The sequence below is a fragment of the Pseudomonas sp. PS1(2021) genome, assembly GCF_020405165.1.
Lineage (GTDB): Bacteria > Pseudomonadota > Gammaproteobacteria > Pseudomonadales > Pseudomonadaceae > Pseudomonas > Pseudomonas aeruginosa.
In genome coordinates, this window is the sequence record NZ_CP084484.1 from 1422406 (window position 1) to 1442081 (window position 19676).

The window sequence follows — 19676 nt, forward strand, 5'->3', positions numbered from 1 at the left end:
GGCTTCTTGCAAGGAGGTCTTGGACGATGAAACGGCGGACGAGTACGGGCCGCTGGCGCTGGGCGCTGATGCTGCCGGTGCTGGTGTTCCTGTTGGGCGAGTCCAGTGGACAGCGAGAGGAGGGGCGGTCGCCGCGGTTACCCGCGCAGGCTCGCTACGAGCAGGCCGTGGAAAACGCGTTGCGCAGCGAGCGCGGCGAGCCGCGACAGGCCGGGACAGCGGCAGCGAAGGTGGCCGAGACGGGAGCCCCGGCACGTCTGCGCGGCTGGCTGCGCTCGCTGGCCCGCCTGGCGATCTGGGGGACCTACGGCCCCCCGGCGCTATTCAGGCCGTGAACGGTCAGGCCTTGAACTGTTCCATCAGGCCCTGCTGGTGGTTGGCCAGGCGGTTCAGCGACTGACTGACCTGGGCCGATTCCTCGGCCTGACTCGACAGCGACTCGGTGACGTCACGGATCGCCGCGACATTGCGGTTGATCTCCTCGGCTACCGAGCTCTGTTCCTCGGCGGCGCTGGCAATCTGCAGGTTCATGTCGTTGATCACCGTCACCGCCTCGCCGATCCGTTGCAGCGCGGCCACCGCTTCATCCACCTGCTCGACGCTGCCCTGGGCCTGGCGATGGCTGCCATGCATGGCGTCGACCACGTCGCGGGTGCCCTGTTGCAGGCCTTCGATCACCCCGCGGATCTGTTCCACCGAGTCCTGGGTGCGCCGGGCGAGGTTGCGCACTTCGTCGGCGACCACCGCGAAGCCGCGGCCGGCGTCGCCGGCGCGGGCCGCCTCGATGGCCGCGTTGAGCGCCAGCAGGTTGGTCTGCTCGGCGATGGCGCGGATCACTTCCAGCACCGAACCGATTTCCTCGCTGCTGCTGGCCAGTTGCTCGACCTGGCCCATGGCGCTGGTCAGGTTGGCGGCCAGGCTGTCGATGCTCTGTGTGGTGCGGTCGATCAGCGCCAGGCCGTCGCGGGTCGCCTGGTCGGCACCGCGCGCGGCGTCGGCGGCCTGGGCGGCGCTACGGGCGACGTCCTGGGCAGTGGCGGTCATCTCGTGGGATGCGGTGGCGACCTGGTCGATCTCGCGGAACTGCTGCTGCATGCCGGCGCTGGTCTGGCTGGAAATCGCCGCCGACTGGTCGGCGGTACTGCGCGCATCGCGCACCGAGACCTTCACGTCGCGGATGATCGGCTGCAGCTTGTCGAGAAAACGGTTGAACCAACCGGCCAGTTCGCCCAGCTCGTCGCGCCCGGTGTGCGGCAGACGCTGGGTCAGGTCGCCTTCGCCGCTGGCGATGTCGCGCAGCATGTGGGCGACGCCGAGGATCGGCCGGGTCACGCCGCGGGCGCTCAGCCACAGCACCAGCAGGCCGAGCACCGCGGCGCCGAGGCCGAGGCCCAGTTCGACCCAGGTGCCTTCGCGACGCATGTCGTCCAGTTGCCGCTCCAGCGCCAGGGCCGGGCCGAGCAGGGCGCTCTTCGGCACTTCGAGGAGCACGCCCCAGGGCTTGGCGCCGGGAATCGGCTGCAACGGTTGCAGCACCTTGAGGTCGTCGTTCTCGTTGAACAACCGGCTCTTGCCGGCGGCCAGCAGTTGCAGGAGTTCGCCGGCGTGCTGCGGATCCGCCTTGGCCAGGTTCTTGCCGAGCAGGCCGGCGTCGCGGCTGTTGCCGGCGAACAGCCCGGCCGGGCTGAGGATGCCGACCTGGCCGACGCCGTCGTAGAGTTCGCGGTTGCCCTGTTCGCTGAGCGCCTGCAGGTTGCTCAGGTTGATGTCCAGGCCCATCACGCCGATCACCTTGCCATCCAGTTCGAGGGGAAAGGCGATGCTGGTCATCAGCAGTTGGCGTTCGCCGACCTTGTCGAAGTAAGGATCGAGCACGCAGGGTTGCCCGCTTTCCTTCGGGCAGGTGTACCAGGCGTTGTAGGCCGCGCCGCTGGGCCCGCTGCTGGTGTCGGCGAGTTCGGACTCGATCATCGACTCGGATTCCAGCTGTCCCGGCGTGGCCTGCGCCCAGTACAGGGAGAAGCGTCCCTTGTCGTTGCTGCCCAGGGCGGGCTGGTCGACGAACAGTTCGTCCTTGCCGTCCAGCGCATTGGGTTCGAAGACCACGTACAGGCCGAGCACCTCGGGATTGGCGGCGAGCGCGGTGCGCACCTGGCGGGTCAGGTCTTCGCGCAGGTCGTAGGCATCGAGGAAGCGCTTCTGCGCCTGGTCGCGGAGGAACAGGATCTGCCGGGAGAAGCCCTTGCCGTACTGGAAGGCATCCATGAAATAGCGCTGGATGCGTAACGCCTGCAATTCCCCGCGGGCTTCCAGGCGCAGGCGCGCCGATTCGTCGAGCATCTGTGTACTGGCGCTTTTCACCAGCACGCTGCTGTGCTGCATGCGGTAGACCGAAAGGCCGACCAGCAAGGCGACCACGCCGAGCAGGCAGAGCCCTGCCAGCAGGGTGATCTTCCATTGGATGGACAGGCGGCGAAGGAACATGGGAGGGGTCCTTGTACGAAGAAACTGCGGGGGCCCAAGGCTTATCGGCAGGGCTCGCCCATTCTTGACGACGGTCCGTTCGCTGGCGCCGGATTGCCGTCGTTCGGCGAATCGCACGCAAGAACCGTGCACAACGGTTTATAGCCAGGCGACATTCGCGCATGCGCGGCTTTGACAGGCGGGGATGGCTGTAGCAGAGTACGCCCCTTTTTTCGGCCGCAGACGGTCGAGTTCGTTTCATTTGCAAGGAGTTCAACGATGAACGCAGTGGTGCTGGCGGTGGGGCTGATGCTCGTCCTCAGCCTTTGCCGTGTGCATGTCGTGCTGGCGCTGATCATCGGCGCGGTGGTCGGCGGACTGTTCGGTGGCCTAGGCCTGGAGGGGACTCTCAAGGCCTTCAACGGCGGCCTCGGCGGGGGTGCCACGGTGGCCCTGTCGTACGCCATGCTCGGCGCCTTCGCCGTGGCCATCGCCCGCTCCGGCGTGGCCCATGCGCTGGCCGACAAGGTCCTGGCGCTGCTCGGCCGGCACGACGAGCAGGGCAAGGGCGCCGGTGCGTTCAAGTGGATCCTGGTCGGCCTGCTGCTCTGCGTGGCGGTATCCTCGCAGAATATCCTGCCGATCCATATCGCCTTCATCCCGCTGCTGGTGCCGCCGCTGCTCTATGTGCTGAGCAAGCTGCAGATCGACCGGCGATTGATCGCCTGCGTCATCACCTTCGGCCTGATCACCCCGTACATGTTCCTGCCGGTGGGCTTCGGCAACATCTTCCTCAATGAAATCCTGCTGGCCAACGTGGCGCGCAACGGCGTCGACGTCAGCGGGATCAACGTCACCCACGCCATGTTCATCCCAGCCCTGGGCATGCTCGCCGGGTTGCTCATCGCGGTGCTGTTCAGCTACCGCCGCAAGCGCGTCTACGACTTGCAGCGGATCGAGCAGGCCGAACGCGTCGATGTCAGCTACAACCCGAAGAGCCTGGCGGTGGCCGGGGTATCCATCGTCGCCGCGTTCGTCGCACAGCTGTGGCTGGACTCGATGATCATCGGCGCGCTGGTCGGTTTCGTGGTCTTCTCGCTGTCCGGCGTGGTGCGCTGGAAGGAGACCGACGACCTGTTCACCGAAGGCATGAAGATGATGGCCACCATCGGTTTCATCATGATCGCCGCGGCCGGTTTCGCCGAGGTGATGAAGGCCACCGGCGAGGTGCAGAGCCTGGTCGACGCCTCGGTGGCCTGGATCGGCAACAGCAAGGCGGTCGGCGCCATGCTGATGCTGCTGGTCGGCCTGCTGGTCACCATGGGCATCGGCTCGTCGTTCTCCACCGTGCCGATCATCGCCGCGATCTTCGTCCCGCTGGCGGTGCAACTGGGCTTCAGCCCGCTGGCCATCGTCAGCATCGTCGGCACCGCCGGCGCGCTGGGGGATGCAGGTTCTCCGGCGTCGGACTCGACCCTTGGGCCGACCTCCGGGCTCAACGTCGACGGCCAGCACAATCACATCTGGGACACCGTTGTGCCGACCTTCCTGCACTACAACCTGCCGTTGCTGGTGTTCGGCTGGGCCGCCGCGATGCTGCTCTGAGTTCCATCTCGGGCGGTCGCCTGACGGAATGTCGGGCCGGCCGCTTAAGCTTCCGACGGGATTGCCGATGAAACGGGAATCCCGTTTTTTATTGGGCGTCATGCTAGGAGTTGATGATGCGTCTGACCCTGAAATCCAAAGTCCTCCTGCTGGCCATGGTGCCGGTGCTGCTCTTCGCCCTGGTGCTCAGCGGCGGAGCGGTGCTGATCCTGAAAAAACAGGCTGATGCCGAAGTCAAGGATACCCGCGAGCGCCTGCTCGGCGACCGTCGTGCCGAACTCGAGCACTACGTGCAGATCGCCATGGGCAGTATCCAGGCCGAGTACGACCGCTCGGCCAACGGCGACCTGAATGCCCGCGCCGAGGCCATCGCGCGCCTGTCGAAGATCAAGTACGGCAAGGACGGCTATATCTTCGGCTACGACTCCCAGGTGGTGCGCCTGTTTCGCGGCGACAGCCCGGTGGACGTCGGCAAGAGCTTCCGCGACCGCCGCGATCCCAGCGGCGTCTACCTCAACCGCGAACTGGTGGAGGCCGGCCGCAACGGCAGCCACTACGTGACCTATACCTCGCCGCTGCCGGGCAACGAGAGCGTCATGGTGCCCAAGCTGTCCTACACCCTGTACCTGCCGAAGTGGGACATGGTTATCGGCTCGGCGATCAACCTCGACGGCGTCGAGGCCCAGTTGGTGGAAATCAAGCAGGACATCGACGAGCGTATCGGCACCCTGATCGCCAGTATCGTGGGGATCGCCGGCGTCCTTCTGGTGGTCCTGCTGGTGATCGGCCTGGCGGTGGCCAACGCGATGCTGCGGCCGTTGCACCAGATCCGCCAGAACCTCGATGACATCGCCGCCGGCGAAGGCGACCTGACCCGTCGCCTACCGGTGACCAGCCACGACGAGCTGGGCGAGCTGGCCGGTTCCTTCAACCGCTTCGTCGAGAAGATCCACGGTCTGGTGCGGCAGATCGCCGGGATGACCGGCGACCTCAAGCAACTGGTGGAGCAGATGTCGGCCCAGGCCGAGCGTTCCGAGCAGGCCATGGAGCGCCAGCGCCACGAGACCGACCAGGTCGCCACCGCGATCAACGAGATGTCCGCCGCCGCCCATGAAGTGGCGCAGAGCGCCCAGCGCGCCGCCGAGGCCGCGCAGCAGACCGACCACGAAGGCCAGGCGGCCAAGCGCGTGGTGGACGGCAGCATCGAGCGCATCCACGCGCTGGTGGACGAGATCCGCGACAGCGGGACTTCTCTGGATAGCCTGCAGCAGGACGTGCAATCCATCGTCAGTGTGCTCGGGGTGATCCGCTCCATTGCCGAACAGACCAACCTGCTGGCGCTCAACGCGGCCATCGAGGCGGCCCGTGCCGGCGAGGCCGGACGTGGCTTTGCGGTGGTCGCCGACGAAGTGCGGGCGCTGGCCAGCCGCACCCAGCAGAGTACCCAGGAAATCCAGGGCATGATCGATCGCCTGCAGCAGGGCACCAACGCCGCGGTCGACGCCATGCGCCGTTCCGGCGAGGCCGGCGAGGGCACCAGCAACCAGGCCAACCAGGCCGGCGATTCGCTGGATGCCATCGCCCAGCTGATCGCCACCATCAACGCGATGAACGCGCAGATCGCCAGCGCCGCCGAGGAACAGACCGCGGTGGCCGAGGAGATCAACCGCAGCGTGCACCAGATCGCTGGCGCGGTGGACAGCGTCGCCGACGAGGCCCAGCAGGGCGCGCAGACCGCCCGCAGCCTGGCGCAACTGGGCCAGGGCCTGGGCCGACTGGTCGGTCAGTTCCGCATCTGACCCTTCCCCCGCGCGACCGCTGCCGGCAAAAGAGCCAGCCGGCAGTGGTGCGCCACAGAGCCTTCCTGTCATTATTCGGCGGAGTCGGCCGGCAGTCGTGAACGATCCACGTCCGCCGGCTGACTAATGCTTTGCTTCCCACTGCCAGATGGATTGGACATGCTCGACACGAAACTGGAATCCCGGACTTTTCTCCTGTTGCTGGCGGTGGTCACGCTCGCCTTCGGCTGGCTCTTGCTGCCGTTCTACGGCGCGGTGTTCTGGGGCACCATCCTGGCGATCATCTTCGCCCCGGTGCAACGCCGCCTGCAGGTGCGCCTGAGGGATCGGAAGAACCTCGCCGCGCTGATCACCCTGCTGATCTGCGTGCTGATCGTGATCATCCCGGTGATCTTCATCGCCGGTTCGCTGGTGCAGGAAGGCGCGAGCGTCTACCAGCGGGTCAAGTCCGGCGAACTGAACTTCGCCGCCTACCTGCAGCAGGCGGTGGCTGCCTTGCCGCCATCGGTGCACCAGTGGCTGGAGCGCTTCGACCTGGCCAATCTCTCGAGCCTGCAGGAGAAGCTCTCCTCGGTGGCGATGCAGGCCAGCCAGGTGGTGGCGACCAAGGCGTTCAGCATCGGCCAGAACACCCTCGACTTCGTCATCAGCTTCGGCATCATGCTCTACCTGCTGTTCTTCCTCCTCCGCGACGGTCGCGTGCTCGGCCGGCGGATCAAGCAGGCGGTGCCGCTGAGCCAGGAACACAAGCACCACCTGTTCGCCAAGTTCACCACGGTGATCCGCGCCACGGTGAAGGGCAACATCGCCGTGGCTGCCACCCAGGGCGCTCTCGGCGGCCTGATCTTCTGGCTGCTGGGCATCGAGGGCGCCTTGCTCTGGGGCACCCTGATGGCCTTCCTGTCGCTGCTGCCGGCCATCGGCGCGGCGCTGATCTGGGCGCCGGTGGCGGCCTATTTCCTGCTCACCGGGGCGATCTGGCAGGGCGTAGTGCTGATCCTGTTCTGCGTGGTGGTGATCGGCCTGGTGGACAACATCCTGCGCCCGATCCTGGTCGGCAAGGACACCAAGATGCCGGACTACGTGGTGCTGATCTCCACCCTCGGTGGCATGGCCCTGTTCGGTCTCAACGGCTTCGTCATCGGCCCGCTGATCGCTGCGCTGTTCATGGCCAGCTGGGACCTGTTCACTGGCCGCGAGGAAGAACCGCAGGCCTGAGTCGCGCCCGTGGCAGACAAGCCCCGCGAATGCGGGGCTTGTTCGTTTCAGGCCTTGAAGGTCAGCCACGGACGCAAGCGTGCCAGCGGCCGGATCAGCCCGGCACGCTCCTGGGCATCGATCACCGGCCCCACCGGCTTGTAGGCGCCCGGGGCCTCTTCGATGCGGCGCTCCTCACGGAGGGTCACGCAGTGCCAGGGCAGCGCGCTGTCGCCCGGGCCTTTCAGCGCTCGTAGCGCCTGCCGGCGGATGCTGCGGCCGGCCCCATGGCTGCAGGACCATAGCCAGTCCGGGTGGCCCAGGCCGCTGGCGATGTACGAGTAATCGCCCATCGAGCCGGGAATCAGCAGCAGATCGCCCTGGCGGGCCGGCGTGGCGCCCTTGCGGTGGAGATTCAGGCCCTGTTCCTGGAGCACCACGTTGTGCGGGACGTCCACCAGCAGGGCGCTGTCGTCGCGCTGGAAGGTCTCGCGCAAGACCTTGCGCACCAGCTCCGCCAGCACCACCCGGTTCAGCCAGGCATAGCGCGCAGCGCCACCCATGGCCTGGAGGTATTCTCCGGCCAGCTCGCCGCCCAGCGCGTAGAGGCCGGACGCGGGGTGGCGCCGGCCGCGCGGCCAGGCGGTGCGGGCACGGTCCATCCAGCGCTGGCCGACGTGGAAGCCGACATCGCGCGAGCCGCTGTGGATCATCACCACCAGTTCGTCGGCCCTGAGGCCCAGGGCGAAGGCCTGGTGGCGGTCGAGCAGGCGGTCCACCACCTGCAACTCGACGAAGTGATTGCCGGAACCGGTGGTACCCAGGCCGGGATCGCGGATCAGGCTGCGGCGGCGATCGCGCAAGGCCTCGGGGGCATACTCGAGACGCCCGCCGAATTCATCCAGACCGATGCAGCCCTGTAACTCGCGGAACAGCCGCGCCTGGTCGACCTCGGCCCACAGGCCGTCTTCGCTGAGACGCTCCAGGCAGTGCCCGGGGCTTTCGGCGAACAGCGCTTCGAACGCCTGGACCCGCAATGGTACGTCGCGACCGTTACGCAGCAGGACGTGGGTCAGGCCGGCGACCAGGGCTTGCCTGTGCTCCTCGGCGCTGGACAGGGTCAGGCCGGTACGCAGCAGGCGCATGCCGCAATTGATGTCGGTGCCGATGGCAGCGGGAATGACGAAGTCCGCCGTACTGGCGACGATGGAGCCGACCGGGGCGATGCTGCCGGGATGGAAGTCCGGCGTGGCGCAGGCCTTGCAGACGTGCCCGGTGTCGCCGGGTGCCTGGACCGAGGCGAAGTCGAGCAACTGGCGCACGGCCTTTTCCTCCAGCGCGAAGCTGGCGGGCAGCAGGACCTGGGCCGAAGTACCGTCGTGACGACGGGTGAGGGTGACGATGTCCTGCTGGCGGTCGACGAGGATGCCGCTGCGCAGGAAGGCTTTTTCAAGCCGGGAATGTTTGGACATGACAGTGCCGCTCTACAGACAATGCGAAGCCGTCCGGTGGAAACCGGAGGCTGGCGTCTTTCCGCTCAGCAGCACAGGCGGGAAGGGAGCGCGGACTCTAAGGTCCGCGCGCGCCGCTGTCAACCGGCGGCGGACCTCGGCTTGAGCGCGCAGGTGGCGAGGAAGGTCGGCATGAAGCGGTCGATGACGAAGCGCGGGTGCGGTTGCCAGTCTTCGTAGAAATCCTGCAGCAGCAGGCCGGCGGCGAGCTGGCCGGCGATCTGCTGGGTCAGGCTATGGCCGAACACCAGGGCTTCGCCTTTCTCGCGCTTTGCCGCGAGGGCTTCGGCGGAGAGGCTTTCCAGGTCGGAGTAGGGCAGGCGATGTCGCGGCCGGATCAGGCCCTGCTCTGCCAGTTCCGGCGAGCGGTCCTCGATGAACAGCGCCGGGTTGTAGAAGCTCGCCAGCAGCTTGCCGCCCGGCCGCAGCACCCGCGCGCATTCGCGCCAGACCGGCAGGACATCGTCGACGTAGAGATTGGAGATGGGATTGAAGACCAGGTCGAAGGAGGCATCGGCGAAGGTCGAGAGGTCGCGCATGTCGCCCTGCACGCAGGCCAGTTCGAGGCGGTCGCGGGCGGCGACCTGGCGGTCCTTGTCCAGCTGTCCCGCCGAGGCGTCGAACAGCGTGACCCGTGCGCCGGCGGCGGCAAGGATCGGCGCCTGCTGGCCGCCGGCCGAGGCCAGGCAGAGGATCTCGCGGCCGCGTACGTCGCCCAGCCAGTGAGCGGGTAACGCGCCCGGGGTCAGCTTCACCGCCCAGTCGCCGCGGCGTGCGGCGGCGACCTCTTCGGCGCTGACCGGTCGCGACCATTCGCAGTCACGGGCGGCCTGGGCGTCCCAACTGGCGCTGTTGTGTCGCAGGACGTCGATATCGTGGAAGGTGGGCATGAGGCCTCCGGGTTCATCCATGGAGCGCGGAGCATGCCACGGTAGCGGGGCAGGGTGCGTGGGGCGGGCCAAAGAAAAACCCCGCCGAGGCGGGGTTTTCGTGGAGCGGGCGACTCAGCCGGCGAGGGCCAGGCCGGAATGCTGGAGGATTTCCAGCAGCGGCTGCGGGTAGACGCCGAGGAAGAACGCCAGCAGGGCGATGGCCACCAGCATGATGCCGCCGGCGCGCTGGCCCCAGTTGAACGGTGCGTCGTGCTGGCGGATGCCGGGCTCGACCAGGAACAGGGTGACCATGACCCGCAGGTAGTAGTACAGGCCGATGGCGCTGCCCAGCACCAGGGCGCCGATCAGCCACCACAGGTGCGACTCGACGCCGACCGCGATCACGTAGAACTTGCCGATGAAGCCGGCGGTCAGCGGGATGCCTGCCAGCGACAGCATCATCACGGTCATCACCGCGGTCAGTACCGGCCGGCGCCAGAACAGGCCGCGGTACTCGAACAGCGCATCGGCGTCGCGGCCGCTGTACGGGGTGGACATCAGGGTGATCACGCCGAACGCGCCGAGGGAGGTCAGTACGTAGGTGGCCAGGTAGACGCCGACCGCTTCCACGGCCATGCCCTTGCTGGCGATCAGGGCGACCAGCAGGTAGCCCAGGTGGGCGATGGACGAGTAGCCGAGCAGGCGCTTGATGTTGCTCTGGGTCAGTGCCAGCAGGTTGCCGAAGAGGATCGAGGCGACCGCGATGACGCTCAGGGAGATGTTCAGCAGTTGGTTGTCCAGGGCCGCAGGGGCGATCTGGAACAGCCGCAGCAGCACGGCGAACACCGCGACCTTGCTGGCGGTGGCGAGGAACGCCGAGACCGGCGCCGGGGCGCCTTCGTAGACATCCGGGGTCCACAGGTGGAAGGGCACCAGCGACAGCTTGAAGCCCAGGCCGACCAGCATCATGCCTACGCCAACGCTGACCAGCGGACCGCTCAGCACGTGCTCGGCGACCTTGGCGCCAAGGCCGGCGAAGCCCAGGGTACCGGACTCGGCGTAGAGCAGGGCCATGCCGAACAGCAGGAAGGCGGAGCCGGCGGCCGAGAGCACGGTGTACTTGATGCCGGCTTCCAGCGAGCGCTTGTTGAAGAAGGCGTAGGCGACCATCCCGTAGACCGGGACCGAGAGCAGCTCCAGGCCGATGAACAGGCTGGCCAGGTGCTGCGCGCTGACCAGCACCAGGCCGCCGGCGGTGGCCAGCAGCAGGAGCAGGTACAGCTCTTCGCGGTTACCCGGATAGCTTTCCATGTAGGCGTGGGCGAGGGTCACGCAGGCCAGGGCGGAGACCAGCACCAGGGCCATGTAGAAGCAGGCGTAGTTGTCCACCAGCACCAGCGGTGTCACCTCGATCGGGGTGACGCCGAGGACCGGCAGCAGCGACAGCAGGGCCAGGTTGAGGCCGATCACCGAGAGGGTGGCGGTGAACGAGTGATTGCGTTTCCAGGCTACCGCCAGCATCACCACCACCAGGGTGGCGCTGGTGATCAGCAGTGGCAGGAGCGCGATGAAGTGTTGGATCGTAAAGGTCATTTCGCGACTACCGTCCTGCAAGGGTGGAAAGGGCTGCGCCCAGCCATTGCTGCACGCCGTGCATGCTGGCCGCGGAGATGTCCAGCACTGGCTGCGGGTAGACCCCGAGCAGGACCAGCAGGACCGCCAGGCCGAGCACCATGCTCAGTTCGCGGGCATCGAGGCCGAGGATCGGCTCGTCGGACTGGCTGGGGCCGAAGTAGGCGCGGTGGATCATGATCAGCGAGTAGACCGAGGCGAAGACCAGGCCGAAGGTGGCGATCACGATGATCACCGGGACCACCTTGAAGGCGCCGATCAGGATCAGGAACTCCCCGACGAAGTTGCCGGTACCGGGCAGGCCCAGCGACGCCGAGGCGAAGAACAGGCTGATCGCCGGCAGGTAGGGCATGCGCGACCACAGGCCGCCCATCTTGCGCATGTCGCGGGTATGCAGGCGCTCGTAGAGCTGGCCGCAGAGGATGAACAGCGCCGCGGCGGAGAGGCCGTGGGCGATCATCTGCACCACCACGCCCTGCAGCGCTACCTGGCTGCCGGAGTAGATGCCGATCATCACGAAGCCCATGTGCGAAACGCTGGAGTAGGCGACCAGGCGCTTGATGTCGGTCTGCGCGAAGGACAGCAGGGCACCGTAGAAGATGCCGATGATGCCGAGCCACATGGCGATCGGCGCGAATTCCGCCGAGGCGTTGGGGAACAGCGGCAGGGCGAAGCGGATCAGGCCGTAGGCGGCGGTCTTCAGGAGGATGCCGGCGAGGTCCACGGAGCCGGCGGTGGGCGCCTGGGCGTGGGCGTCCGGCAGCCAGGAATGCACCGGCACCACCGGCATCTTCACCGCGAAGGCGACGAAGAAGCCGAGCATCAGCAGCCATTCCACGTGGGGGCTCAGCTGGGTCTTCAGCAGGGTGGCGTAGTCGAAGGTGATCACGCCGGTGGCATTGAAGTTGACGAACACCAGGCCGAGGATCGCCACCAGCATCACCAGGCCGCTGGCCTGGGTGAAGATGAAGAACTTGGTGGCGGCGTAGATGCGGGTCTTCTTGCCGTCATCGGAACTGTGTCCCCACAGCGCGATGAGGAAGTACATCGGCACCAGCATCATTTCCCAGAAGAAGAAGAACAGGAACAGGTCGATGGCGAGGAACACGCCGATCACACCGCCCAGGATCCACAGCAGGTTCAGATGGAAGAAGCCGATGCGGCGCTGGATCTCGTTCCAGGAGCAGAGGACCGAGAGCACGCCGAGCAGGCCGGTGAGGGCGACCATCAGCAGCGACAGGCCATCCATCGCCAGGTGGATGCTGATGCCGAGACGCTCGATCCACAGCACCTTGAATTGCAGGGTCCATTCCGGCTCGCCGCCGGGCGCGGGCGCCAGCTGGAAGTCGCCGGTGGCCCAGATCCACAGGCTCAGGATCAGGACCAGGGTCATCGAAAGCAGCGCGATCCAGCGGGGCAGGGTCTTGCTGCTGTGTTCGGCGATCCAGCAGAGGAAACCGCCGATGAAGGGGATCAGGATTAGCCAGGGCAGAATCATGACAGGCTCAGTCTCTCCGTGAATTCGTTAGGCCAGCAGCAGCGCGCCGAGCAGGATGGCGGCGCCACCCACCAGGGAAGCGGCGTACCAGCGCAGGCGGCCGTTCTCGGTGAGGCTGAGGAGGTTGTGTCCGCCGCGCACGCTGAACGGAACGACGCCCAGGGTACGGTCGATGGGGTCGCGCCCCAGCAATTGGCAGAGCAGCAGGTAGGGTTTCACGAACAGCTTGTCGTACAGCCAGTCGAAGCCCCAGGCGTGGTACCACCAGGTACCGAAGAAGCGACCCGGGGCGCTCTTCGCCAGGGCGCTGACGAAGCGGCGCTGGCCGAGGAAGAGCAGGGCGGCCAGCAGGATACCGGCGATGGCGATGGCACCCGAGGCCAGTTCCAGGCTGTGCTTGGCTTCGCCACCGGCGTGGCCGACGCTTTCCGGCAGGACGCCAGCCAGCGGCGGGGTGATCAGGGCGCCGACGAAGGTCGACAGGACGATCAGCACGCTGAGCGGCAACCAGTGGGAAATCCCGTGGCCGGCGTGGGCTTCGGTCTTCGGCTCGCCGTGGAAGGCGACGAAGATCAGGCGGAAGGTGTAGATCGAGGTCAGGAACGCACCCACCAGGCCGGCGATCAGCAGTTCGCGATGGCCGCTGGCGAAGGCCTCCCAGAGGATCTCGTCCTTGGAGTAGAAGCCCGCGGTGAGGAAGGGCAGGGCGGCCAGCGCCGCACCGCCGACCACGAAGCTGGCGTAGGCCAGCGGCAGCTTCTTCCACAAGCCGCCCATCTTGAAGATGTTCTGCTCGTGGTGGCAGGCGACGATCACCGCGCCCGAGGCAAGGAACAGCAGGGCCTTGAAGAAGGCGTGGGTCATCAGGTGGAAGATCGCCGCGTCCCAGGCGCCGACGCCGAGGGCGAGGAACATGTAGCCGATCTGGCTCATGGTCGAGTAGGCGAGGATGCGCTTGATATCGGTCTGTACCAGGGCGGCGAAGCCGGCCAGGACCAAGGTCACCGCGCCGACGATGCCGACCAGTTCGAGGATGTCCGGGGCCAGGGTGAACAGGCCGTGGCAACGGGCGATCAGGTAGACGCCGGCGGTCACCATGGTGGCGGCGTGGATCAGCGCGGAGACCGGGGTCGGGCCGGCCATGGCGTCGGCCAGCCAGGTCTGCAGCGGCAGCTGGGCGGACTTGCCGACCGCGCCGCCGAGCAGGGCCAGGGTCGCCAGGGTCAGCCAGAGGTTGCCTTCCGGGAACTTCTGCGGCGCCAGCACCAGCAGCTCCTGGATGTTCAGGGTGCCGAACTGCTGGAACAGGATGAACAGGCCGAAAGCCATGAACACGTCGCCGACGCGGGTGACGATGAATGCCTTGAGCGCCGCGTTACCGTTGTTGCGATTGCTGTAGTAGAAGCCGATCAGCAGGTAGCTGCACAGGCCCACGCCTTCCCAGCCGAAGTAGAGGAACAGCAGGTTGTCGCCCAGCACCAGGAACAGCATGCTGGCGATGAACAGGTTGGTGTAGGCGAAGAAGCGCGAATAGCCGGTTTCGCCACGCATGTACCAGGAGGCGAACAGGTGGATCAGGAAGCCGACGCCGGTAACCACGCCGAGCATGGTTACCGAGAGGCCGTCCAGGTACAGGGTGAAGTTGGTGCTGAAGTCGCCGGCCGCCATCCACTGCCACAGCACCAGGCTGTAGGCGCCGCCTTCCGGCGGACTGCTGTGGAAGCTGAAGATGGCCCAGGCCGCGCTCAGGGCGGAGAGGCCGACCGAGCCGACGCCGACCAGCGCCGAAAGGTTTTCCGACCACCTGCCGCGGGAGAACGACAGCAGCAGGAAGCCGACCAGGGGGAACAGGAAGGTAAGAGGTAGAAGGTTCATCCGCGCATCTCGCTGGCAGCGTCGATATCGAGGGTGTGGAAGCGGCGATACAGTTGCAGCAGGATCGCCAGGCCGATGCTCGCTTCGGCGGCCGCGAGGCTCAGCACCAGGATGAACATCACCTGGCCGTCGGGTTGGCCCCAGCGGCTGCCGGCGACCACGAAGGCGAGGGCGGCGGCGTTCATCATCACTTCCAGGCTCATCAGTACGAACAGGATGTTGCGTCGCACCATCAAGCCGACCAGTCCGAGGGCGAACAGGACGCTGGCGAGGGCCAGGCCGTGTTCCAGTGGTATTGCGTTCATAGCGTTACGTTCCCTTGGGGCGGGCGCAGGGCGCCCGCCGAACCTTTATTGTTTGGCGTCTTGACGACCCAGGTGATAGGCAGCGACCAGGGCCGCGAGCAACAGCATGGAGGCCAGTTCGACCACCAGCAGGTACGGGCCGTAGAGGCTGATGCCGACCGCCTTGGCGTCTACCGTGGTATGGCCGATGCCGGCACCGCTCGGGGTGCGGGCGAGGACCACCAGCAGTTCCACCAGCAGGACCAGGGCCAGGGCCGAAGGCCCGACCCAGATGCCGGGCGTGAGCCACTTGCGCTCCTGCTCGACCACGGCCGGGCCGAGGTTGAGCATCATCACCACGAAGACGAACAGAACCATGATGGCGCCAGCGTAGACGATGATCTCCAGGGCACCGGCGAAGGGTGCGCCGAGGCTGAAGAAGGTCATCGAGATGGCCAGCAGGGAAATGATCAGGTAGAGCAGGGCATGCACCGGGTTGCTGTTGGTGATGACCCGCAGCGTGGCCAGTACGGCGACGCCGGCAGCGAAATAGAAAGCGAATTCCACGCGACGTCTCCTTATGGCAGCAGGCTTTTCACGTTGATCGGTTCGGCTTCGTTCTGCGCGGCGCCTTTCGGCTTGCCGGCGATCGCCATCCCCGCAACGCGGTAGTAGTTGTAGTCCGGGTTCTTGCCCGGCCCGGAGATCAGCAGGTCGTGCTTCTCGTAGACCAGGTCCTGGCGCTTGAACTCGCCCATCTCGAAGTCCGGGGTGAGCTGGATCGCGGTGGTCGGGCAGGCTTCCTCGCACAGGCCGCAGAAGATGCAGCGCGAGAAGTTGATGCGGAAGAACTCCGGATACCAGCGACCGTCCTCGGTCTCGGCCTTCTGCAGGGAGATGCAGCCAACCGGACAGGCCACGGCGCACAGGTTGCAGGCTACGCAGCGTTCCTCGCCGTCGGGGTCGCGGGTCAGGACGATCCGGCCACGATAGCGCGGCGGCAGGTAGACCGGCTCTTCGGGGTATTGCAGGGTGTCGCGCTTGCGGAAGGCATGGCCGAAGATCATCACCAGGCTGCGAAGCTGGGTGAAGGTGCCATGCACGACGTTGATGATTTCTTTGATCACGGTGGTTCTCCTTACTGGGCCGCGGCCAGCACGAGCGCGCCGGTCACCAGCAGGTTGATCAGGGTCAGCGGCAGGCACACCTTCCAGCTGAACGCCATCACCTGGTCATAGCGCGGACGCGGCAGCGAGGCGCGGATCAGGATGAAGAGCATGATGAAGAAGCCGGTCTTGGCGGCGAAGTAGAAGAACGACAGCCAGGGCAGGGTGTCCAGGAACGGACCGTGCCAGCCGCCGAAGAACAGGGTCGCCAGCAGCGCCGAGACCAGTACGATGCCGATGTACTCGCCGACGAAGAACATGCCCCATTTCATCCCGGCGTACTCGATGTGGTAGCCGTCCGCCAGTTCCTGCTCCGCTTCCGGCTGGTCGAACGGGTGACGGTGGGTCACGGCGACGCCGGCGATGATGAAGGTGCAGAAGCCGAAGAACTGCGGAATGATGAACCAGACGTTGTCGATCTGGTACTGGACGATGTCGCGCATGTTGAACGAGCCGACCTGGGCGACGATGCCCATCAGCGACAGGGCCAGGAACACCTCGTAGGAGATGGTCTGGGCCGAGGCGCGCAGGCTGCCGAGCAGGGCGAACTTGTTGTTGCTCGACCAGCCGGCGAACAGCACGGCGTACACCGTCAGGCCGGCCATGGCGAAGAAGAACAGGATGCCGATGTTCAGGTCCGCCACGCCCCAGGTGGGGGTGATCGGCACGATGGCGAAGGCGACGAGCAGGGCGCCCATCGCGATCACCGGGGCCAGGGTGAAGATCATCTTGTCGGCGAACGGCGGGGTCCAGTCCTCCTTGAAGAACATCTTGACCATGTCCGCGCCGAGCTGGAACGCACCGAACGGACCGACCCGGTTGGGGCCGTAGCGGTCCTGCCAGAGGCCGAGCAGGCGGCGCTCGACCCAGCTTAGCAGGGCGCCGCAGATGACCACGGCGAGCAGCACCACGATGGCCTTGACCACGGTGAGGATGATGGTGACCAGAGCGGGAGTCAGCCAACTCATTGTGCAGCCTCCTGCAGACCTTCCACGGAGCAGCCGGCGATCGCCGCCGGGATGCCGGCGAAGCCGACCGGCAGGCCGATCAGGCCGGCGCCGAGTTGTTCATCGATACGCAGCGGCAGGCGCAGGGCCTGGCCCTTGAGCTGGAAGCCGAGGGTCGCGCCGTCGTTGACGCCGAGGCGGTCCGCGTCTTCCTTGGACAGGGCGACGTAGGTCTCCGGGATGCGCTGCTGGATCGGCGCGGCCCGCGAGCTGTTTTCCTCGCTGCCGAACAGGTGGTACAGCGGCACTACCTTCCAGCTGTCGGCCTTGGCGCTGAACGGCACCGGCACGGCCTGGAACCAGTCGAGGCCTTCGCCCTTCGGTTCGATCAGGCGCACGCCGGGGTCGCCGGCGCGCAGGTGGCCGCCGACCTCGTCCTGGAACTTGTTCCAGGCCTGCGGCGAGTTCCAGCCCGGCGACCAGGCGAACGGGATCTGCTGACGGTCTTCCTGGCTGCCGGAGTAGCCTTCCATGGAGAAGGCGAACGCCGAGTCGATGTCCTGCGGGGTGCGCGGCTCGTGCACGCTGATATTGGCGCGCATGGCGGTACGCCCGCTGTAGCGGTGCGGTTCGCGGGCCAGCTTGAGGCCCTTGATGCGGAACGAGGCGGCCGGTGCGGCGTCGCGGATGCCGGCCAGGATCGGCTTGGCCTCGGCCACGGCTTCGGTGACGTGGTCCAACTGGGTCCAGTCGACGCGCTTGCCTTGCAGGGTGCTGTGGATCGCATGCAGCCAGCGCCAGCCCTCGCGGACCATGTTCCTGGCGTCGTAGTAGGTCGGGTCGAACACCTGGAAGAAGCGCTGGGCGCGGCCTTCCTGGCTGACCAGGGTGCCGTCGCCTTCGGCGAAGCTGGCCGCCGGCAGCACCAGGTGCGCCTTGGCGGTGGTGGCGGTCTGCTGGTGATCGGCGACAATCACCACCTTGGCCGCCGCCAGGGCCGCGTCGACACGGGCGGCGTCGGTGCGGCGATAGAGATCGTTCTCCAGCACCACCACGGCGTCGGCCTGTCCGGAGGTCAGTCGCTCGAGCGCGGCTTCCACGGAGTCGCCGCCGAAGAGCGCCAGGCCGAGGCTGTTGGCTTCGCCGACCACCAGGCTGATGGAACCGTTCTTCTCGCGCTGCTTGAGGGCCTTGGCGATGTTCGCCGCGGCTTCGATCAATGCCTTGTTGCCCAGCGAGTTGCCGGACACTACCAGCGGACGCTTGGCCGCCAGCAGGGCATCGGCGATGCGCTGGGCGAAGGCCTGGGCCTGAGGGTCGAGGTCGGCCACGGACGGGGCGCTTGGGTCGATCGCGTGGGCCACGGCGAAGCCGAGGCGAGCGAGATCGTCCGGCGCGGCGTGAACGGTTTCCTCGGCCACGTCGTCGAGGCGGGTCGCGCTGACGCTGGCGATGAACAGCGGGTTCTGCGCATGCTGGGCGATGTTCTTCACCGCGGCGTCGAGCCACGGCTGGACCTTCATGTCGGCAGCCATCTCGACGGCCTTGCCCTTCACCGACTGGCGCAGGGCCAGGGCGATGCGGGCGGCGGTCTGGGTCAGGTCCTCGCCGAGGACGAAGACCGCGTCGTGGTCCTCGATGTCGCGGATGCTCGGCACCGGCAGCGGGCCTTCCTGCATGACCTGCAGGATCAGGCGCAGGCGGTCGAGCTCGCCTTCGTTGATGCCGCTGTAGAAGTTGCCTTCGCCAACCAGCTCGCGCAGGGCGAAGTTGCTTTCCAGGCTGGCGCGCGGCGAACCGATGCCGACCACCTTGCGCTCCTTCAGCAGGGCGGCGGCCTGGTCGAGGGCGCCGTCCAGGCTCAGCTTCTGCTTGCTCAGCACCAGCAGCGGCTGGCGCGGACGGTCTTCGCGGTTGACGTAGCCGTAGCCGAAGCGACCGCGGTCGCAGAGGAAGTAGTGGTTGACCGAGCCGTTGTAGCGGTTCTCGATGCGGCGGATCTCGCCGTAGCGCTCGCCGGGGCTGATGTTGCAGCCGCTGGAGCAGCCGTGGCAGATGCTCGGGGCGAACTGCATGTCCCACTTGCGGTTGTAGCGCTCGGAGTGGGTCTTGTCGGTGAACACGCCGGTGGGGCAGACCTCGGTGAGGTTGCCGGAGAACTCGCTTTCCAGCACGCCGTCCTCGACCCGTCCGAAGTAGACGTTGTCGTGGGCGCCGTAGACGCCGAGGTCGGTGCCGCCGGCGTAGTCCTTGTAGTAGCGCACGCAGCGGTAGCAGGCGATGCAGCGGTTCATCTCATGGGCGATGAACGGGCCGAGTTCCTGGTTCTGGTGGGTGCGCTTGGTGAAGCGGTACCGGCGCTCGTTGTGGCCGGTCATCACCGTCATGTCCTGCAGGTGGCAGTGACCGCCTTCCTCGCACACCGGGCAGTCGTGCGGGTGGTTGGTCATCAGCCATTCGACGACGCTGGCGCGGAACTGCTTGGCCTCTTCGTCTTCGATGGAGATCCAGGTGTTGTCGGTGGCGGGGGTCATGCAGGACATGACGAGGCGACCACGCTTGTCGTTCTCGTCGGTGTACTGCTTCACCGCGCACTGGCGGCAGGCGCCGACGCTACCGAGCGCCGGGTGCCAGCAGAAGTAGGGAATGTCGAGACCGAGGGACAGACAGGCCTGCAGGAGGTTGTCTGCACCATCGACTTCGAGCGTCTTGCCGTCTACGTGGATAGTGGCCATGGTTCAAGTCTTCGTTGGCCCGTTGTCAGCGGGCGTGGCTAATAGAAACTCACGGTTCCGTCGGGCCTGCGGCCGGGCCGCGGCACGACGAC

The 19676-nt window shown here is 66.7% G+C and carries 14 protein-coding genes and 2 pseudogenes; 4 read left to right on the forward strand and 12 right to left on the reverse strand.

Going from position 1 to position 19676, the window contains the following annotated elements; genetic code table 11:
- Positions 1 to 26 precede the first annotated feature (26 nt).
- Positions 27 to 335, forward strand: coding sequence for a hypothetical protein (locus LE197_RS06970; RefSeq protein ID WP_073666702.1), 309 nt, complete (start codon positions 27 to 29; stop codon positions 333 to 335).
- A 4-nt stretch (positions 336 to 339) separates the two neighbouring features.
- On the opposite strand, the pseudogene LE197_RS37260 reads toward LE197_RS06970, so the two are convergent.
- Positions 340 to 876: pseudogene (locus LE197_RS37260) on the reverse strand (methyl-accepting chemotaxis protein); the annotation flags it as partial.
- 369 nt (positions 877 to 1245) lie between these two features.
- Positions 1246 to 2484, reverse strand: a pseudogene (locus LE197_RS37265) (chemotaxis protein); the annotation flags it as partial.
- Positions 2485 to 2742: 258 nt separating this feature from the next.
- On the opposite strand from LE197_RS37265, the gene LE197_RS06980 reads away from it, so the two are divergent.
- The 3 genes from LE197_RS06980 to LE197_RS06990 all read left to right on the forward strand — a co-directional run bounded on the left by LE197_RS06980 (position 2743) and on the right by LE197_RS06990 (position 7085).
- The gene (locus LE197_RS06980; RefSeq protein ID WP_003113382.1) at positions 2743 to 4068 is read left to right on the forward strand and encodes a Na+/H+ antiporter family protein; all 1326 of its coding nucleotides are present in this window, start codon (positions 2743 to 2745) and stop codon (positions 4066 to 4068) included.
- A 113-nt stretch (positions 4069 to 4181) separates the two neighbouring features.
- Complete coding sequence (locus LE197_RS06985) at positions 4182 to 5867, forward strand: methyl-accepting chemotaxis protein (RefSeq protein ID WP_003143814.1); 1686 nt, start codon at positions 4182 to 4184, stop codon at positions 5865 to 5867.
- Between the two features lie 159 nt (positions 5868 to 6026).
- On the forward strand, positions 6027 to 7085 hold the full coding sequence (locus LE197_RS06990) for an AI-2E family transporter (protein WP_003113380.1): 1059 nt from the start codon (positions 6027 to 6029) through the stop codon (positions 7083 to 7085).
- Between the two features lie 47 nt (positions 7086 to 7132).
- On the opposite strand, the gene LE197_RS06995 is transcribed toward LE197_RS06990, so the two are convergent.
- The 10 genes from LE197_RS06995 to nuoG form a co-directional block, all read right to left on the reverse strand.
- Positions 7133 to 8536 carry an RtcB family protein gene (locus LE197_RS06995; RefSeq protein ID WP_003116715.1) on the reverse strand — a complete coding sequence of 468 codons (1404 nt, stop codon included), beginning with the start codon at positions 8534 to 8536 and terminating at the stop codon, positions 7133 to 7135.
- A 119-nt stretch (positions 8537 to 8655) separates the two neighbouring features.
- Positions 8656 to 9465: a class I SAM-dependent methyltransferase gene (locus LE197_RS07000; RefSeq protein ID WP_003138925.1), complete on the reverse strand. Its 810-nt coding sequence runs from the start codon at positions 9463 to 9465 to the stop codon at positions 8656 to 8658.
- Positions 9466 to 9579: 114 nt separating this feature from the next.
- Positions 9580 to 11040: an NADH-quinone oxidoreductase subunit NuoN gene (gene nuoN / locus LE197_RS07005; protein WP_003090482.1), complete on the reverse strand. Its 1461-nt coding sequence runs from the start codon at positions 11038 to 11040 to the stop codon at positions 9580 to 9582.
- Between the two features lie 7 nt (positions 11041 to 11047).
- Positions 11048 to 12577 (reverse strand): NADH-quinone oxidoreductase subunit M, encoded by a 1530-nt coding sequence (nuoM, locus tag LE197_RS07010; RefSeq protein WP_003097684.1) that lies wholly within the window; start codon positions 12575 to 12577, stop codon positions 11048 to 11050.
- Between the two features lie 27 nt (positions 12578 to 12604).
- Positions 12605 to 14452, reverse strand: a complete 1848-nt coding sequence (gene nuoL, locus LE197_RS07015) for an NADH-quinone oxidoreductase subunit L (RefSeq protein ID WP_003097681.1) — start codon at positions 14450 to 14452, stop codon at positions 12605 to 12607.
- Complete coding sequence (gene nuoK / locus LE197_RS07020) at positions 14449 to 14757, reverse strand: NADH-quinone oxidoreductase subunit NuoK (RefSeq protein WP_003090475.1); 309 nt, start codon at positions 14755 to 14757, stop codon at positions 14449 to 14451. Before nuoK ends, nuoL begins: the two co-directional genes overlap by 4 nt.
- Before the next feature lie 45 nt (positions 14758 to 14802).
- Positions 14803 to 15303: an NADH-quinone oxidoreductase subunit J gene (gene nuoJ, locus LE197_RS07025; RefSeq protein WP_003090473.1), complete on the reverse strand. Its 501-nt coding sequence runs from the start codon at positions 15301 to 15303 to the stop codon at positions 14803 to 14805.
- An 11-nt stretch (positions 15304 to 15314) separates the two neighbouring features.
- Positions 15315 to 15863 carry an NADH-quinone oxidoreductase subunit NuoI gene (gene nuoI / locus LE197_RS07030; protein WP_003090467.1) on the reverse strand — a complete coding sequence of 183 codons (549 nt, stop codon included), beginning with the start codon at positions 15861 to 15863 and terminating at the stop codon, positions 15315 to 15317.
- A gap of 11 nt (positions 15864 to 15874) precedes the next feature.
- Positions 15875 to 16870 (reverse strand): NADH-quinone oxidoreductase subunit NuoH, encoded by a 996-nt coding sequence (gene nuoH / locus LE197_RS07035; protein ID WP_003090465.1) that lies wholly within the window; start codon positions 16868 to 16870, stop codon positions 15875 to 15877.
- Positions 16867 to 19584, reverse strand: coding sequence for an NADH-quinone oxidoreductase subunit NuoG (gene nuoG, locus LE197_RS07040; RefSeq protein ID WP_003122603.1), 2718 nt, complete (start codon positions 19582 to 19584; stop codon positions 16867 to 16869). The genes nuoH and nuoG overlap by 4 nt, the downstream gene beginning before the upstream one ends.
- Positions 19585 to 19676 lie beyond the last annotated feature (92 nt).

Coding starts and splice junctions, on each gene's coding strand:
- LE197_RS06970 (WP_073666702.1), top strand. CDS start 27: ATGAAACGGCGGACGAGTACGGGCCGCTGGCGCTGGGCGCTGATGCTG.
- LE197_RS06980 (WP_003113382.1), top strand. CDS start 2,743: ATGAACGCAGTGGTGCTGGCGGTGGGGCTGATGCTCGTCCTCAGCCTT.
- LE197_RS06985 (WP_003143814.1), top strand. CDS start 4,182: ATGATGCGTCTGACCCTGAAATCCAAAGTCCTCCTGCTGGCCATGGTG.
- LE197_RS06990 (WP_003113380.1), top strand. CDS start 6,027: ATGCTCGACACGAAACTGGAATCCCGGACTTTTCTCCTGTTGCTGGCG.
- LE197_RS06995 (WP_003116715.1), bottom strand. CDS start 8,536: ATGTCCAAACATTCCCGGCTTGAAAAAGCCTTCCTGCGCAGCGGCATC.
- LE197_RS07000 (WP_003138925.1), bottom strand. CDS start 9,465: ATGCCCACCTTCCACGATATCGACGTCCTGCGACACAACAGCGCCAGT.
- nuoN (WP_003090482.1), bottom strand. CDS start 11,040: ATGACCTTTACGATCCAACACTTCATCGCGCTCCTGCCACTGCTGATC.
- nuoM (WP_003097684.1), bottom strand. CDS start 12,577: ATGATTCTGCCCTGGCTAATCCTGATCCCCTTCATCGGCGGTTTCCTC.
- nuoL (WP_003097681.1), bottom strand. CDS start 14,452: ATGAACCTTCTACCTCTTACCTTCCTGTTCCCCCTGGTCGGCTTCCTG.
- nuoK (WP_003090475.1), bottom strand. CDS start 14,757: ATGAACGCAATACCACTGGAACACGGCCTGGCCCTCGCCAGCGTCCTG.
- nuoH (WP_003090465.1), bottom strand. CDS start 16,870: ATGAGTTGGCTGACTCCCGCTCTGGTCACCATCATCCTCACCGTGGTC.
- nuoG (WP_003122603.1), bottom strand. CDS start 19,584: ATGGCCACTATCCACGTAGACGGCAAGACGCTCGAAGTCGATGGTGCA.